Genomic DNA, 18,218 nt, shown 5'->3' with positions numbered 1-18,218 from the left:
GGGGCGGGTTCCACCAAAAATATCTAAGGATTACCAACAATTTAGATAAACCCGCCCCCACACCACGAATAATTCACTTTGCTTTTTTCTGAGCAGCCGCATAATGCTCACTCATTAACTGATTAACTTCTGGATTGTAAATCCGCAGATAATTCCAGTAATTCTCAAACACCGATTTTACGTATCCTTTGGTTTCAGGAAACGGAATCTTTTCCGCAAAAGCATCCGGGTCACTAAAATTAAACCTCTTCAACCAATCTGATACTGCAGTTGGCCCGGCATTATAACTCGCCACAGCTAACATCGAGTTATTCTTGTACTCGTCGTGAGTGTGATCCAAATACCATGTACCGAGTTTAACGTTGTCGTCCACATTCTCCAATGAATACTTTTTGAGGCTAATTTGTCCAGCAACCCAAGCTGCTGTTTCCGGCATTACTTGCATTAAACCTGTGGCGCCAACTGATGATTTAATAGCGGGCATAAATCGCGATTCTTGCCGGATCAATGCTGTTACTAATACTGGATTTATTTTGCGATCTTGCGACCATTTGACAATGGTTTCTAAGTAAGGAAAAGGATAAAGTGCTTGCCAATAAATCGGTTGCTGTCTGAGTTCGAGGTATTGGGTTCTATCATCTGGTTTATCGCGCTGCCGCAAACTCCCAACCATCCACAAACCGTCTAAATTGTCTCCGACTGCAACTCGCATTAAACCGTCGGTAAACTGTTCGGCAATACTGGGTTCTACGCGGTCGATAAATTCTATTTGCCACAGCGTCCAAGCATCTCTATCTTGACCTAATTGATAGAGTTCTTTCAAGGCAGGAGAACCTGCCATTGGTTCGGGGCGCTGAGGCGGCCGCACTACATTGGGAGACAAATCTCGGACTGTGGTAAAGTCGCCGACGGGCCAGCCGAGAAGTACAGCCGATCGCCACGCAAAATATGATTCTGGATAGCGTAATATAGTGTACTCAAATGCAGTCTTGGCGTCTTGTTGCCGACCGAGTTGCTGTGCCCATTTCCCGACCCAAAATGCTGCTTCTGGAGCTTGTTCGCTGTCGGGATTATGGGTGGTTAATTCTCTGGCCCACTGCCAAGCTGATTTTAAATCTCCGCCTTTGGCAAACTGTTGGGCGATCGTCCACCGCAATTCGCCTGCTTTATCAGAATTATTGTATTTTGTCAAGAGCAACTTCCGGGTATCTGAGGCGGATTGACCACTGCGTGCTTTGTCGAGAAGTTGGGATTTATCTAACAAAGCTTCGGGGGCATGATTGGGGAATTTGCTAATAACTCGATCGAGCAAAACGATCGCTTCTTTCGGTTCGCTCAGCCGCGATAGCCGAATTAAACCCAAACCAGTATCTTCGGCATCGGGAAAATCGCGCACTAATTCTTGATAGGCAATTCTCGATTCCGGGATTTTTCCGTCGAGCCACAAACCGCGAGCTTTGCGGTAAAGATTTTTGGCGTTGCGGGGAGCTTTCCCGTAAGCAATAGCTCCTTTGCCATAATCTTGTTTTTCCCAATAGCCAAAGGCAATTTCTTCCCAATCTTCCGGTTTCAAACCTGCGCTGTTTCGCTGCACCAGTTGTTCCACAATTGTCCCGTAATCTTTGACATAATGACCGTGTTTTGCTACTAGCAGCATTAACTGGGGCTGATTGGGATTTTCTTTTAACTTGCCGAGAGCAATTTCTACGCTGCGGGGATGAGCGGGAAATTCAGTAATTGCCTGTTGCCAATATTCCGGTTTTGACTTGCCTAAAACATATAAAGCTTCCGCTGCTACCGGGTCCCTCGGATAGTTTTTGAGCAGTTCCTCCCAAGCTTTTTTAGTTTTGCCTTTGTCGCCGCTCAATTGGTAAGCTCGGGCCCTTTTTAGGGCAATGTGAGAGGCTAAAACCGGATATTCTTGCTCTAATTTGTCCAATAATTTTAATGCTTTGGCGGCATTTCCTTGCTGGATTAAATCGCTGGCCAGCAGGTAGCGGGCGCGGCTTTGAGGGGAGATTTGCTGCTGCGGGTTCGTACTTGCAGGAGGCTGACTGGCTGCAATTTCAACTAATTTCGCCGATCGCTCGCTCGGTGACAGCGATACCAGCATCTTGACTTGCGATTCGGAATTCGCTGCATTCTGGGGCTGCTCGGCCTTCTGGGATGAGCCCAAACCCATCAATTTCATCGCAGCAACCAAAGAGCCGATCGCAATAACGCAAACTGAAACGCTGATTAAAACAGAAAATCGGGCCCGGCGTCGTTTTAGCATGGGAAAATTTAAGAGAATAAGATATAGAGAACCGATCGTTTGTCAAGAGCCATCAGAGGCAGGATGGGTGTTCTACGCCATCACAGGCAGGATGCCTGTTCAACGAGAAATAAATGTTAATAGTGGGGCAAAAACGGACAGCCGACCCCCAAACAGATGATTGAGATTGGTGGAAGATCCGATCGCAGGCGGACTTGGCTGATATAGTAGCAGAATTTATTTTGATGTGGAGCCGAAAATTTGTGCGATCGATCTATTTCCCCGCACCAACGAAAAACCACAAACCACCCACTGCAAAGTACAATCAAAAATCTAAAATCTAAAGTGTAAATCAAAACATGGAATTTCTAGTCACCGATACGCCCCGCTCTGTTTGGACAGGAGACGCCCTGGCAATTGGTCTATTTGAGGACGGCTTGGAATTCACCGGCGAGCTGGCACAATTAGATGAAAAGCTTGCAGGCACTTTGAAAGAGCTGCTACTGGAAGTAGATTTTAAGGGCAAAGTGGGCACGAGCGCCATCACCCGCGTCGGCGGCAATAATCCCATTCGCAAAATTGCGATCGTCGGTTTGGGCAAAACAGAGGACTTAAAATTAGACACCGTGCGGCAAGCTGCAGGCGTTTGCGCCAAGTTAGCCAAAAAAGAGAAATGCAAAACCCTCGGAATTAGCTTTCCGGTGTGGAAAAACGCGCCGGATTCTACAGCAAGCGCCATCGCCGAAGGTGTAGAACTCTCCTTGAATCAAGACAACCGTTTCAAATCGGAACAGGAAGACAAAAGCCCGCAACTCGAACAAATTCATTTGCTCGGTTTTGCCGGTACCGAAAGTGCGATCGTCCGCGCCCGCCAAATCACTGCCGGAGTCATTTTAGCACGGGAATTAGTCGCAGCGCCTGCAAATTTTGTCACCCCGATTACCATGGCAGAAACCGCTCAAAGTCTAGCTACCGAATGCGGTTTAGAATTAGAAATATTGGAGCGAGAAGACTGCGAAAAACTTGGAATGGGAGCCTTTCTCGGCGTTGCCCTAGCATCTGATTTACCGCCTAAATTCATCCATTTAACTTACAAACCCGAAGGCACACCGCGCCGCAAAATAGCAATTGTCGGCAAAGGATTGACCTTTGATTCTGGCGGTTTGAACATCAAAGGTGCGGGCAGCGGCATTGAAATGATGAAAGTAGATATGGGCGGCGCTGCGGCTACTTTGGGAGCGGCAAAGGCGATCGGTCACATCAAACCCGATGTGGAAGTTCACTTTATCAGCGCCGTCACAGAAAACATGATCAGCGGCCGCGCCATGCGCCCTGGAGACATTCTTACAGCTTCCAACGGCAAAACAATTGAAGTCAACAATACCGACGCTGAAGGTCGTTTAACCCTGGCTGATGCTTTGGTATTTGCTGATAAATTGGGAGTTGACGCAATAGTAGATTTAGCAACTCTAACCGGGGCCTGCGTAATTGCTTTAGGCGACGATATCGCGGGTTTGTGGAGTCCTCAAGATAGCGTCGCTGCCGAAATAGTCGCCGCCTCAGAATTGGCCGGCGAAAAATTTTGGCGGATGCCGATGGAAGAGAAGTATTTTGAGGGGTTGAAAGCATTGCACGCCGACATGAAAAATACTGGCCCGCGTCCCGGCGGTTCGATTACGGCGGCGCTATTTTTGAAGCAGTTTGTAAAGGATACTGCATGGGCGCATTTAGATATTGCCGGCCCGGTTTGGACTGACAAAGAAAATGGCTATAATGGCCCTGGGGCTACTGGTTTTGGTGTTCGGACTTTGGTGCATTGGGCGCTGGGCGGTGCTTAATTGTGGATTTCCAGCGGAAAAATTGAGATTTTCTTTGCCTTAAAAGTCTGTTAGTCCATCTGTGAGCCAGGGGTTTTTAACCCCTGGCTCACTGCTTAAGTAATCTCAAAGAAAATTTAATAGCGATCGTTAACTATTTAAATGTTTCTGAAGCAATCAGTAGGCAAACCTATGTATTCCGTCACAGGGAGCAATGCTTACGTTGCGAGCCGTGACGCTCGGCATGGCTCATGCTTGGGAAAAACTTCGTTCCCAGGGCCCCACCTCGACAGTTTTGACATTTCCTGAAAAAATAGCTGTTTCATAAAAAATGAAAAAAGTATATAATTATGTAAATATTTCACTAGCCGAAATCAAATAATTAGATTTGATCCGATTTGCATTGGTACAGATAATTTTTTTCTTGAACTTTATGCAAGAACAATTAACAATTTTTTTTTCCACACTTGCTGTATCTTCTAGACTCGCCTGCAACCTGGTGCCGGAGTTGCGATTGTACGCTGTTTTTGACTCGCTGACGGCACTGGCTTATTGCTCGATCGCCCTATCGTTAGTTTATTTTACCCGCCAAGGTTCTCAGCGCAAGATTTTCCGGCTGTTTGCCATTGTTTTTTTTGCCTGGAGCGCCGCTAAATTGACGGAAGTTTGGACGCTTTGGCATTCCATATATTGGCTGTTGATAACTCTCAAAGCAGCAAGTGCTTTGATTTCTTTGCTTTTAGCCGCAACTGCCCTCGCCCTCATGCCGAAAGCACTTGCCGAGTCTGGTTTCAATCAAAAAGAAAAATTTCAACAAATGTCTTTAAAAAAAGTAGAACAAAATCAGCCCGAATATGATATCGAGAAAGGAGAATTGGCAAAACAATTGCTCGATATTTACCCTTTAGATACTATTGTCGATCGCACTTTAGCTCTCAATTCGCTTAACGAACAGTTAGAAAAAGAAATTGCCGATCGCCAGCGGGTTGAGGAAAAGTTGCAACTGACTCAATTTGCGATCGACCGATCGGCAGATGCGATATTCTGGATCGGGCCCGACGGTAAATTTTTGTACGTCAACGACGCTGCTTGCACTTCATTAGGATATTCTGCCGCAGAATTGCTCTCGATGACCGTGCACGACATCAATCCAGATTTTCCCCAAACTGCTTGGAGTTTGCACTGGAAAGTCTTAAAACGCTGCGGTTCGGTTAATATTGAAGTTCACCACCTCACTAAGTACGGTCGCATTTTTCCCGTAGAAATTACCATCAACCATTTGGAATTTAACGGCAAAGAATATCAGTGTGCGTTTGCTCGTGACATTAGCGAACGCAAGCGGATTGAGGCAGCTTTGCGAGAAAGGGAAGAAGAATTTAGGTCATTAGTTTCTAGCATTCCCGGTGCGGTTTACCGCTGCAGTGCTGCGGGGCGATCGAGCGTAACTTTTATCAGCAGTGGCATCGAAGCTATTTCCGGCTATCCGGCAGCTAACTTTATGCAAAAACCGGTGCAGGCTTTTCCGAGTATAGTTCATGCCGATGACGTGGAGCAAATCGAGACAATTATCGATCGGGCTATTAAGACAAAACAACCTTACATCATCGAATATCGCCTAATTCACTGCGACGGAAATGTGCGGTGGGTTGCAGAGAAAGGTCAAGCCCTTTTCAACGCAGACGGTAAAGTTTTATCCCTCAACGGCGCCATTTTTGACATCACAGAGCGCAAAGCAGCGGAGGATGCTTTGCGCCTCTCCGAGGCGATCGCCAACAACAGAGCCCAGCAGCTAGAAATCGCTCTCAAAGAACTCCGAGAAACTCAAGCTCATCTAATTCATACCGAAAAAATGTCAAGTCTCGGTCAAATGGTAGCTGGAGTAGCTCACGAAATTAATAACCCTGTCAGTTTTATCTACGGCAATATTTCCTACGCCAGCCAATATATCAGAGACTTGTTGCAGCTTGTAGAACTTTACCAAAAACACTATCCTCAGCCGCTGGTAGAAGTTCAAGAATGTATTGACAATATCGATTTAGAATTTCTGAGAGAAGATTTACTGAAAATATTATCTTCGATGAAAATGGGAGCCGATCGCATTCGCGAAATAGTTCTGAGCTTGCGAAATTTCTCGCGTTTAGACGACTCGGTAAAAAAGCCTACCAACGTTCATGAAGGCATAGACAATACGCTGCTAATTTTACACAACAAACTGCGCGCCAGAGGCGACTATCCAGAAATTAAAGTAATCAAAGATTACGGTAAACTCCCCTTAATAGAATGTTATGCAGGTCAGCTAAATCAGGTATTTATGAACCTGCTGAGCAACAGTATTGACGCATTGGAAGATGCTTGCAACCAAAAAAGGCGAGCGGCAGCCGGCGGCGACGATTGGGAACCAACTATTAGCATTCGCACAGAAGCCCTGAACGAAAATAGTATTTGTATTCGCATTTCCGATAATGCGATCGGCATGACAGAAGACGTGCGTAGCCGATTATTTGACCCGTTTTTCACGACAAAACCGATGGGAAAAGGCACTGGTTTAGGGTTAGCCATCAGTTACCGAATTGTCGCGGAAAAACACGCCGGATCCTTAAGCTGCCGTTCCACCGTAGGAGAAGGTACGGAATTTGCGATCGAGATTCCTTTATGAATTAGCCCGACGGAAGTATCAAGACTTTGGCAGAAGTTATCCCTCACTATAAATTGTAAAGTCGGGTGTAAAAAACTTTCAATTTTCAATAAAAATCCCAAAATTGGCTATAAATTACCCAGGTAATGTTCAACATGGCAGTGAAATTATAAATTCTGTACCGCGATCTAAAGTTGAGTTGACTTCTAGCATACTAAAGTGTTTCTCAACTACAATCAGCCGTGCGCCAATCCTAATCCCGTTCCTTTCCCTACCGCTTTCGTCGTCAATAAATGATCGAATATTTTTTGTTTGACCTCCCAACGGGTGTAGGAGTAAGGATCGCGAATTAAATAACTTACAATTTTAATTGTTATTGTGGGATGGGCTCTTATAGCCCGTCATGAGTGGACGGGCTATAAGAGCCCCTCCCACTTTCAATAGTGGAAGTTATTTAATTCTCATTCCTAAGAACCTTCTTTAGGTTCTAATATACCTGATAGGAATCTCGATCGCTAACTCTGTACCATCTCCAACTCTCGAATTACAGGTTAATTTTCCCCCATGTTTTTTGACAATACCATAGCTAACAGATAAACCCAAACCAGTACCGCTACCCACTGGTTTAGTTGTAAAAAATGGATCGAATATTCGGGATTGAATATTCGCCGGAATACCGGCACCATTATCAGTTATTTTAATTGTAACCCTGTCTTTTTCTATAACTTCAGTCTGAATCGTGATGGCAGGACTTTTGTCTGTTGTATCAATTGATTGAAGAGCATCAATAGCGTTACTGATAATACTCAGAAATACTTGATTTATCTCACTAGCATAACAAATGACCTTGGGCAGATTTCCATACTCTTTAATAACTTGTATTTCTGATTTGCCATCGCTCAGTCTTAAGCGAGTTTGTAAAATTAGCAAAGTGCTTTCAATTCCGGTATGTAAATCTACTGCTTTCATGTCGGCTTCATCTAAGCGGGAAAAGTTACGCAAACTCAGGATAATTTGGCTAATGCGATCGCTCCCTGCTTTCATAGATTGCAGAATTTTAATTGAATCTTCCCAGATAAATTCTAAATCCATTTCTTCTATTTTCGCTTTAATTACTTTACTGGCTTCAGGATACTCTTGTTGATAAATATTAAGTAAAATAAGCAAATCTTTGACATAATCCTCTATATGTCCAACATTACTACGAATAAATGTTACTGGATTGTTGATTTCGTGAGCAATCCCAGCTACCAGTTGACCCAGAGATGACATTTTTTCGCTCTGAATTAATTGTGCTTGCGTTTGTTGTAAGTTTTTAAAGGCTTGCTCTAAATCAAAAGCTTTTTGCCTTAAATCTTCCGTTTTTTGCGCTACTTCTGCTTCTAAGCTTTGGGAATATTTCTCTATTTGTTTATATAAACGAGCATTATCAATAGAATTCGCCGCTTGAGCTGAGAGCATCTGGAGAATTTCTACTCGCTCATTAGTAAATGCTCCCACTGTTAAGTTATTTTCTAAGTACACAATACCGACGAGTTTTCCTTGCCGAATAATTGGAGTACATAAAACTGATTGAGGTTGATGAGCGATAATATAGCGATCGCCTGCAAATTGGTCGGCTGTACTTAAGTTGTCAAAAACAGCCGTCGCTTGAGTTCGTGCCACCGCATAAATCAAACTATGAGGAATTTCCTGATATTGTTCCAGAGGAATTTCTAATATTTTTGTCTGCTTTTCAACGGCTTGAGCGACGACTAACCATTGGCAGTCTTGGAGAAGAACTAAACAACCGATTTGTGCTCCCCCATTCGCGAGCGTAATCTGCATCAAAGTGGCTAATAGTTTCTCTAATTCAATTTCTTGTGAAATGGCTTGTGCGGCCCTCATTACTGCTGGAAAATCTAACCATAAATTCTCGCTACTACTGACGCTAGTTAGGCTTCCCATCCTGGTCTGGTTGATAGTTTTTCCAGAGGGGATGACAAATTTAGTAGGTTGAAGAATAGCTTTCAGTAGTTGTGGATAGTGTTGTTCTAAATAAGCGACTTTAGCCTTTGCACCCCAACGAGAATAACAGTAATACGCCTCAATCATGTAAGATTGTGAAACTTTTTCTTTCCCCCAATCTAAGTAGAATTTTGCAGCTAGTTCGTTGCCTAAAGCTTCTTCTTGGATATAACCATTTTCTTTGGCTCCTGAAATGGCGCGATCGTACCAATCTCCAGCTTCGTAATTCTTGCCTAAAACTCGGCATTTTTCTGCTTCTACTAAGTTAACTTTATGTTGGTGATTCATCGGGGCAGGGTTTGCCCATTGAGCCAGAGTGGTTTGATGGGTTTCTGCCAAAGCGAGAGTGTTCCCTTGCTCAATTTCTGACTGCCTAGAGCAGAGTGCCAAGTAGGTTAACCCTGCATAGAAATGGAAAACCGGAGTATGAATCATTGCTGCCGCTACCTTCAAATAAAGGCTTGCTTGGGCAATGTAGTCTAGGGCGTTGGTGTAATTGCCAAAGAGATAGGCAAGCATTAGTTTGTAGTTATAGGCAAGAGCGAGTGCAGTAAGCTCACTATTCTGATTGTGCTGAGGAAACATCACCTTTTCATCATAAGCCTCACCGATTAACAAATCCGGTTGCTTGACAATTTCGCTCAAGTTATGCACCGCCTGTTGTGCCAGCTTCAGGTAAACCATAGGAGAATATTGCTTCACAGTCGCTAAGACAACACAGTAATTTTCTATTTCTGCGTGCCAATCATCAAGCTCTACTCCCGAAAAAAAATTATTATATAAATAACTACTGACGCAGTAACCAGCATTCAGAAAATCACCTGTTTCCATTCCGACTAAATAGCCTTCTTTCGCAGTTGGGATTCCTGCCCTCAGTGGTTCTTGACGATGCTGAATAAAACAGCCAAACCAAAGTAAAGTGATACATTTAAATTCTGGCCAATTCAACTGATTGAGTAAGCTCAGTGCTACTCGCCCAAAGCGATAACCTTTCTCTACTTCTGATAAAAAACCAGACAGCACAATGCCATAACCCACATACCCGATTGTTGATGCTGGTGTATTTCCAAATTCAAGTGATAGACTGACCATTGTGGCACAAAGCAGAGGCTGCAAGGCAGGATTTCCCATAAAAATAGCCGGAAACAAGATGCCTAACAATTGCATCGCCGCGATTGTCCGAGGATCGCTCATCACGGGAAGGTTAACCAGTTCCTCAATCTGTTTGCCCTCCAGTTGGTTGGCAAGGTTTTGTAATGCAATGCGTGTCAAGGCTTCGTCAGTTTCATAGGGGAGTTCAATCCCCAATTGTGCTAGGGCATTAGTGCCGATCGCGATCGCTTCTAACATCTGACTCTGAGTTGTCAGTGCGTTGATTTGAATCTCAAATATCTTGACTTTATCTAGTATTGTTTTGGCCGATCGCAAAACCTGAGCTGCCATTTCTTCCATGCCATTAAAATCGGCATTTAAGTAGGCATTCTCAGCCGCAGCCACATAAAGATTCAGGGTTAATTCATACTGAGTTTCCCAACAGTTTTCAGTGAGTAACTCCAGCCCTGTTTTCACAAAACTTCTGGCGCTTGTATAGGCTGTAGAATTTCTGGCTTTCTGTCCGGCTGCTAAGTTCAATCTGGCTAAGGCTTCCCGTTCCTCAGCTTGAGTCATGAACTCAATTCCTAAATTCAAATGCCCGACAATATCAAACAGCTTTTCCTCTTTTTCTATTTCTGATAAGTTTTGTTGGAGTAGTTTCCCAATATGGTAATGAGTCTGCTGTTTTTGCTCGTCAGGAATCAATGAATAAGCCGCTTGTTGGACGCGATCGTGTAAAAATCGATAAGTCGGATTGGCGGAATCATTGAAAACTTCTTCACTATCAGATTGGGTATAGAACTTATAAATTTCGGTAGTAGGAATTACCAAACCTTCTTGCAAGGCTTTCCATAAAGCTGTGGCGCTACTGTCGGCAGATTTCTCACTGACAATTGCTAAGGTATTCAAATCAAACTGCGCCCCAATACAAGCCGCTAGTTTGAGACTATCCTGAGTTTCTCGGGGCAATTTCTGTAATTGCAATGCCATGAATTCAACCACATTATCCGTAATTGCTAAGGCCTTCACTTGGGCAATATCGCATTGCCAATATTGCTTTTTGCAATCAAAGCTAATTAACTTGTCATCATGTAATGCTTTGATAAACTGAGTCGCAAAAAAAGGATTACCTTGAGTTTTTTGAAACACTAATTTTGTCAAAGGAGCGGCTAGGGATAATTCACAATTCAGTGTATTTGCCACTAACTGATTCATATCAGGTTCCCTTAACGGTGGCAAAGTAATTGTATTCACCGTTGCCCCAGTTTTAACAATTTCATCCACTGTTAAAATAAATGGATGTACGGGGGAGACTTCATTATCTCGATAAGCACCTAATATTAATAGATACCCAGCCTCTTGCATCAATAAGTTCAGCAAGTTAAGTGATGCGGAATCTGCCCATTGCAAGTCATCTAAAAACATGACTAATGGATGTTCTTTACTGGTAAATACTTGCACAAATTTGGGCAATAGGAGATTAAACCGATTTTGGGCTGCAGTTCCCGATAATTCAAGGGCGGCTGGCTGTTTACCGATAATATTTTCTAACTCAGGAATTACGTCAATTAAGACTTGTCCATTGTCTCCTAATGCAGTTAATATCTGGCTTTTCCATGTTTCTAATTGCCAATCTGATTCGGATAGCAATTGCCCAATTAAATCGCGGAATGCTTGCACAAAGGCGCTGAAGGGAATGTTGCGATGAAATTGATCGTATTTTCCTTTGATAAAATAACCCCGTTCCCGCACAATGGGTTTATGAACTTCGTTGACAACGGCAGTTTTGCCAATTCCTGAAAAACCCGCAACGAGCATTATTTCTGTTGCACCTTTGCTGACTCTTTCAAAGGCTTGTATGAGCGTTTTTACTTCGGTTTCTCGTCCATAGATTTTGTCGGGAATCAGGAAGCGATCGCAGACATCCCGCATTCCTAACTCAAAAGTTTCAATCTTTCCAGTTTCTTGGCACTGCTGCAAACATCGTTCTAAGTCATGTTTCAACCCCAAGGCACTTTGATAGCGTTTTTCGGCATTTTTTGCCATCAGCTTCATGACAATATCCGAAACCACCTGCGGGATTTCTTTGCTGTTTATTGCCGGAGGTTGTTTGGCAATATGGCAGTGAACCAACTCCATCGGATCTTCACATTCAAATGGCAGTTTTCCTGTCAGCAATTCGTAAAATGTGACCCCCAGAGAATAAAAGTCAGTGCGGTAGTCGATACCTCGGTTCATTCGTCCAGTTTGTTCGGGAGAAATATAGGCGAGGGTTCCTTCTAAAACGTTGGGATTTTGAATTTCTTGAGTTTCTCTTGGCAGTAAGGAGGCGATGCTAAAGTCTATGAGTTTAATTTGTTTAGTTTCGGGATGTATTAGGATGTTAGCTGGCTTAATATCTTTGTGGATGACTCGGTTTCGGTATAGTGCGTCAAGGATGTCAGTTATTTGAATGGCAATTTCCAATATTTCTGCTAAAGTCAGCGTAGGTGCTTCACCGATCCGTCTTCGGCATCTATCTTGGGCGTATTGCCATAGAGAAATGCCGCCAAAATCCTCCATCACTAGGGCATAGCTGTGGTGGTAGGATTTCAGACAGTAAGGTTCAACGACTCCCGGCAGACGTAAATTTTTTGCGATGGTATACTGGTTGCGAAATTGCAGCAGTTCGCTGAAACTGGGATAGTCTCTATTGAATAGTTTAATGACAACGGGAAGCAGATCGATTTCTCGAAAAGCTCGGTAAACCAGGGTTTTAGAACCACTGTACAGTTGCTCGATTAGACGGTATCCGGCAATTGGACTGGTTAAATCTATACCTGCATTCATTTTGGCTCTCCTCATCTCAAATAGTGACTGCTAAAAATTAATGTGCGCCTCTATGTGTAAGGGTTAAAGGCGGCGATCGCATAATTAACTTCATCCGTTTGTAGGCAATAAAATTGTAAACTCCGTCCCTTCTCCCAATACAGAATTTACCTCGATTTTACCGCCGTGTTTCTCAACTACAATCTGCCGTGCGATCGCCAATCCTAACCCCGTGCCTTTACCCACACCTTTAGTTGTAAATAAGTGGTCAAAAATATGACATTTTATCTCATCTGCTATGCCTGTTCCGTTGTCATAAATGCGAATACTCACCCACTCAGAAGACTGTCTTTCTGTCCGAATCGTGATGCAATGGGCTGGGGTTTTAATCTTATCTAAACTCGGTTCCCGATTAGATTCTTCCAGTGCATCAATGGCATTTGCCAAGATATTCATAAACACCTGATTGAGTTGTCCGGGGAAGCAATCGACAGAGGGCAAGTTCCCGTACTCTTTCACAACTTCAATCGCTGGACGCTGTTCGTTCGCTTTCAATCTGTGTTTGAGAATCAAAATCGTACTGTTAATTCCGTCATGAATATTGAAAGAAACTTTGTAATCTTTGTCTGTTCGGGAGAAGGTACGAAGACTGGTGCTGATACCTTGAATGCGATCGCACCCGACTTGCATAGAATGCAACATTTTTGGCAAATCTTCTAAAAGATATTCGATATCGATCTCTTCAGCTTTTTCTTCAATCTCCTCACCGGGACTCGGAAATTTTTCTTGATATAGCTGCAAGTATTCTGTAATATCTTTGACGGCGGCGATCGCTTCATGAATATTGCCAGAAATAAATCCCACGGGATTATTAATTTCATGGGCAACCCCGGCCACTAAATTGCCCAAAGCCGACATTTTTTCGCTCTGCACTAATTGCAGTTGTGATTGTTCAACCTGGTGGGCGTAGTCCTGCGCTTGCTGATACAATCGCGCATTTTCTAGGGAAATGGCAGCCTGAGTGCAGAGGAAGTTGAGGATGAGGAGACGATCGCGAGTAAACACTCCTTTCGTCGAGCTATGTTCGAGATAAAGTATCGCAACTAAGTTCCCGCGATCGATAATCGGAGTACATAGCATACTCTGAGAGTGATACTGGAGCGTACAGTCATTCATTAAACCCGGAATATCCGTCTTGCCACCTTCAATAACCACAGTTTCCAGGGTGTGTTTGACATAATAAACCAGCTTGAGCGGAATCATCTCCGAGCCATCGATAGATTGGGTTTGCAGTAAGGTTGTGGGTAACTCATTATCTGGATTGATGTGAGTTATGGCCCGGATTTGCCATTCATCCCGATGGGGGAGTAGCAAAGCACAAGTTTCTGCGCCAGAAGTTTTCAAAATAATTTGATTGAGGGTATCGAGTAATTCATCAATATGAATTTTACTCGATAAAGCTTGAGCAGCTTGCACAATAGATGCGAAATCAAGGGCATCGGAAATACTGGTGCTGCTGGTGGTAGAAATGTGCGAAGACTGGCTAATCGTTACCAACGTCTCTAGAGGATTAAAGCGAAGTTTCGGCTGATTCAGGATGGGATGAAGTAATTGGGGATAGCTTTGTTCTAGGTGTTCAACTTTGGCTTTAGCTCCCCAACGGGCATAACAGTAATATGATTCCTGCATATAGCTGGCGGCAACTTTTTCTTTTCCCCAATCTAGGTAGAATTTTGCAGCTAATTCGTTTGCTAACGCTTCTTCTTGGAGGTATTCGTTTTCTTTGGCTCCTGCGATCGCGCGATCGTACAACTCTAATGCCTCAGCTTTATTACCTTGTACTCGCTCTCGTTCCGCCTCGACTAAATGAAATTTGTGCAAAAAATTCATCGGCGCATAAGTTGCCCAGTATTTTAGTTTTTCTTGGTTAGCAGCGACGCATTCTTTCATTTGCTGCTCTTCTGGATCCGAAAATTGGCCAAACCATGCTAACTGGACTAAAGACTCATAAAAATGAAAGATTGGTACATATAAAAAAGCAAGGACAGCATCCAAATACTGTCTTGCCTGCCCAGCCTGTTCTACAGCTTCTTCAAACTCTGAAAACAGATAGGACACAATCAGTTTGTTAATCCACAGCAATGCTAATCCGGTGCGATCGCCCGTTGTTTCATGTAATGGAAGTTGATGCTGTTCATTGTACGCTGCACCGCTCAACACCACCACGTTATCTGCATCCCCCATTAAATTCAGCAGAATTTGTCGATTCAACTGGGAATAAGTCAGAGTTAGATTTTGCTTGAGGTGCTTGAGCGATTCACAATATCCGGCAACTTCCGGCTCCAGTTGCGTTAAATTCTGCCCTGCAAAATAGGAGTAAAAACCGTAGTTATAGGCAGAGTAGCCCGCGAAAGCCAAATCGCCTACATCTAAACAACTACAATAAGCCATCTGCAAGGGCTGTAATGTCTCACGCAGGTGCATTTTCCAATGCCTTGTGTACACATAGACGAGTGATAAAGTTTTCCCCTTTAATTCGGAATTGGGATAACGTGATAGCAGGTCAAGGGCTAACTGACCGAATTCATAACCTAATTCAACTTTTCCCAACACACCACACATCAATATCCCATAAGAGGCATAACAAAAGGTCGAGGTTGACTCATTGCCATACACGATGGACAGATAAACCTTTTTTAAAATCACCAGTAAATACAACAGTGGCTGAGAAAGATAAGCGCCCGGTGCTGCCGATGTCAAAATTCGAGCCGCTGCCAAGATGTTCACATCCCTTGCTTCGCTGAGGTTGAGTAACTCACCAGGCAAACGCTCTCCAATCGCATCGGAGACGGTACTAAAGGCAGCCGCCACATCTTCCTGGGTAGGGGCTGCAGGCAGTTCCACTCCCAATTGCTTTAAGATGGCAAGTGCCGCCGCGATCGCTTGAGTAAAATGACCTTGAGCAGTGAATGCCTCAATCTTCACTTCATAAACGCTGATTTGATCTAATGGGCTTTTGGCGTGCTTCAGGACAAGGCGGGCATTGGCTGCCATTTTCTCTAAATCACCGCTCAGATAGGCGGTTTCTGTGGCGACTTGATAGAGTGCTAGCGTCAACTCATACTGATGCTGCCAACTGTTTTGAGTGAGTAACCCAATGCCCACTTCGGCATATTTGCAGGCGGCAGTATAGGCGATCGCTGCTTTTGCCTTGCGACTTGCCATCAAATTAAATTGCGCCAATCTTTGACGTTCTGCGGATTGGACGATTGATTCAGCCGCAACATTAAGTTGACTGACGATTTCAAAAATGCGTTCTTCCCGGTTGCTTTCGAGGGTGTTACTCAGGATTAACTGTCCAATCTTCAGGTGAACGGTTTGTTTTTCATCGGCGGGGATTAGGGAGTATGCCGCTTGTTGCACCCGGTCATGTAAAAATCTATATGCAACAATCTCAGAATTTTCTGGGTCAAGTAATTGATATTCTTCCCCAACATAAAACTTATAAACTTCACTTTGGGCTAAAATCAAACCTTCCTGCAAGGCTTTCCATAAACTTGCAGCCACTTCGGTTTGGGATTGTTCAGAAACCATCGCCAAAGTAGCCAAATCAAACTGATTTCCAATACAAGCTGCTAGCTGTAACACCTGTTGAGTTGAGGTAGGCAATTTTTCTAATTGCAAGGCCATAAAGCTAACAATATCATCTGTAAAAACAAGCTGATTTACTTGTGCGATATCACATTGCCAACAACCCTCTTCCCAGTTAAAATAAATCAATTCATCTTGATGTAATGCCTTGATAAATTGAGTAGCAAAAAACGGATTTCCTTGAGTTTTTTGATAAATTAATCCAGAAAGAGTCCATGCCAAACTTTCAGTACATTTAAGGGTATCAGCAACTAATTGATTTACTGTGACTTTATTGAGTGCTGCTAAAGTAATCCTATTAATCGTTGCTGGTGTTTTTTGAATCTCACTCAAAGTTAACATTAATGGATGCGCTGGGTGGACTTCGTTATCACGATACGCACCAATTAATAAAAGATGACCTGTATCACCCATTAAGACCTGCATTAACTTTAGTGATGCTGAATCTGCCCATTGCAAATCATCTAAAAACATTACGAATGGATGTTCTAAGCTGGTAAAGACTTTAGTAAATTTTTGAAATAATAAATTAAAGCGATTCTGGGCAGCAGTTCCTGATAATTCAAGGGCGGCTGGCTGTTGACCAATAATTTTTTCTAATTCGGGGATGATTTCAATAATTACTTGTCCGTTTTCCCCAACCGCTTCTAAAATCTTATTTTTCCACGCCTTGAGTTTGGCATCACTTTCACTGAGTAATTGTGCCATAAAATCGCGGAATGCCTGGACAAATGCCGAGAAGGGAATGTTGCGGTTAAACTGGTCGAATTTGCCTTTGATGAAATAGCCCCGCTGCCGGACAATCGGTTTATGTACCTCGTTGACGACAGCCGTTTTTCCAATCCCGGAGAACCCAGCGACTAGCATTAATTCGGATGTGCCACTTGCCACGCGATCGAAGGCACTCAACAGGGTTTTTACTTCAGTTTCACGACCATAAAGCTTTTCAGGAATCAGGAAGCGATCGCAGACATCCCGCCTTCCTAACTCAAAAGTTTCAATCTTTCCAGTTTCTTGGCACTGCTGCAAACATCGTTCTAAGTCATGCTTCAACCCCAAGGCACTTTGATAGCGTTTTTCGGCATTTTTTGCCATTAGCTTCATGACAATATCCGAAACCACCTGCGGGATTTCTTTGCTGTTTATTGCCGGAGGTTGTTTGGCAATATGGCAGTGAACCAACTCCATCGGATCTTCACATTCAAATGGCAGTTTTCCTGTCAGCAATTCGTAAAATGTGACCCCCAGAGAATAAAAGTCAGTGCGGTAGTCGATACCTCGGTTCATTCGTCCAGTTTGTTCGGGAGAAATATAGGCGAGGGTTCCTTCTAAAACGTTGGGATTTTGAATTTCTTGAGTTTCTCTTGGCAGTAAGGAGGCGATGCTAAAGTCTATGAGTTTAATTTGTTTAGTTTCGGGATGTATTAGGATGTTAGCTGGCTTAATATCTTTGTGGATGACTCGGTTTCGGTATAGTGCGTCAAGGATGTCAGTTATTTGAATGGCAATTTCCAATACTTCTGCTAGAGTCAGCGAGTGCTCTTGGGCGTAGTCTCGCAGAGAAATACCGCCAAAATCCTCCATTACTAGGGCATAGCTGTGGCGATAGGATTCCAAATTGTAGGGTTCAACGACTCCGGGCAGACTTAGGTTTTTGGCGATGGTGTACTGGTTGCGGAATTGCAGCAGTTCGCTGAAGCTGGGATAGTCTCGATTTAATAGTTTAATGACAACCGGAAGCTGATCTGTTTCTCGGATGGCTCGATAAACTAGGGTTCTCGAACCGCAGTATAATTGATCGCCCAGATGATATCCCGAAATTCGGTTCGTTAAATCCACTACTGCATTCATCTGGATTACTCCATCTCAGACATTGACTCTTGCCACTAAGTATACACTTTTATTCGTCAAGTCTGAGAAAAATAGAACTGCGTGCGAAATCCCCAGCATA

General features: G+C 43.6%; 5 protein-coding genes and 1 pseudogene. 2 read left to right on the top strand and 4 right to left on the bottom strand.

All coding sequences use genetic code 11. The annotated features are described in order from the left end of the window. Positions 1-73: 73 nt before the first annotated feature. Positions 74-2,275 carry a transglycosylase SLT domain-containing protein gene (locus tag QT984_RS07200; RefSeq protein ID WP_333056373.1) on the bottom strand — a complete coding sequence of 734 codons (2,202 nt, stop codon included), beginning with the start codon at positions 2,273-2,275 and terminating at the stop codon, positions 74-76. Between the two features lie 338 nt (positions 2,276-2,613). Here QT984_RS07200 and QT984_RS07195 point away from each other — a divergent pair, with 338 nt between their 5' ends. After that, positions 2,614-4,092: a leucyl aminopeptidase gene (locus tag QT984_RS07195; RefSeq protein WP_333056372.1), complete on the top strand. Its 1,479-nt coding sequence runs from the start codon at positions 2,614-2,616 to the stop codon at positions 4,090-4,092. Between the two features lie 412 nt (positions 4,093-4,504). After that, the gene (locus QT984_RS07190) at positions 4,505-6,727 is read left to right on the top strand and encodes a PAS domain S-box protein (protein ID WP_333056370.1); all 2,223 of its coding nucleotides are present in this window, start codon (positions 4,505-4,507) and stop codon (positions 6,725-6,727) included. Positions 6,728-6,856: 129 nt separating this feature from the next. Here the strand turns inward: QT984_RS07190 and QT984_RS29755 are convergent. From QT984_RS29755 to QT984_RS07180, 3 genes and pseudogenes are all read right to left on the bottom strand, one after another. After that, a pseudogene (locus QT984_RS29755) lies at positions 6,857-7,026 on the bottom strand (sensor histidine kinase); the annotation flags it as partial. 160 nt (positions 7,027-7,186) lie between these two features. Beyond that, positions 7,187-12,637 carry an AAA family ATPase gene (locus QT984_RS07185; protein WP_333056369.1) on the bottom strand — a complete coding sequence of 1,817 codons (5,451 nt, stop codon included), beginning with the start codon at positions 12,635-12,637 and terminating at the stop codon, positions 7,187-7,189. 90 nt (positions 12,638-12,727) lie between these two features. Next, positions 12,728-18,118, bottom strand: a complete 5,391-nt coding sequence (locus tag QT984_RS07180) for an AAA family ATPase (RefSeq protein ID WP_333056368.1) — start codon at positions 18,116-18,118, stop codon at positions 12,728-12,730. Between the last annotated feature and the right edge of the window lie 100 nt (positions 18,119-18,218).

This window comes from Microcoleus sp. Z1_B2 (assembly GCF_036700325.1).
Lineage (GTDB): Bacteria > Cyanobacteriota > Cyanobacteriia > Cyanobacteriales > Microcoleaceae > Microcoleus.
The sequence above is the reverse complement of the archived record's forward strand: the minus strand, read 5'-3'. Positions and strand labels throughout refer to the sequence as shown.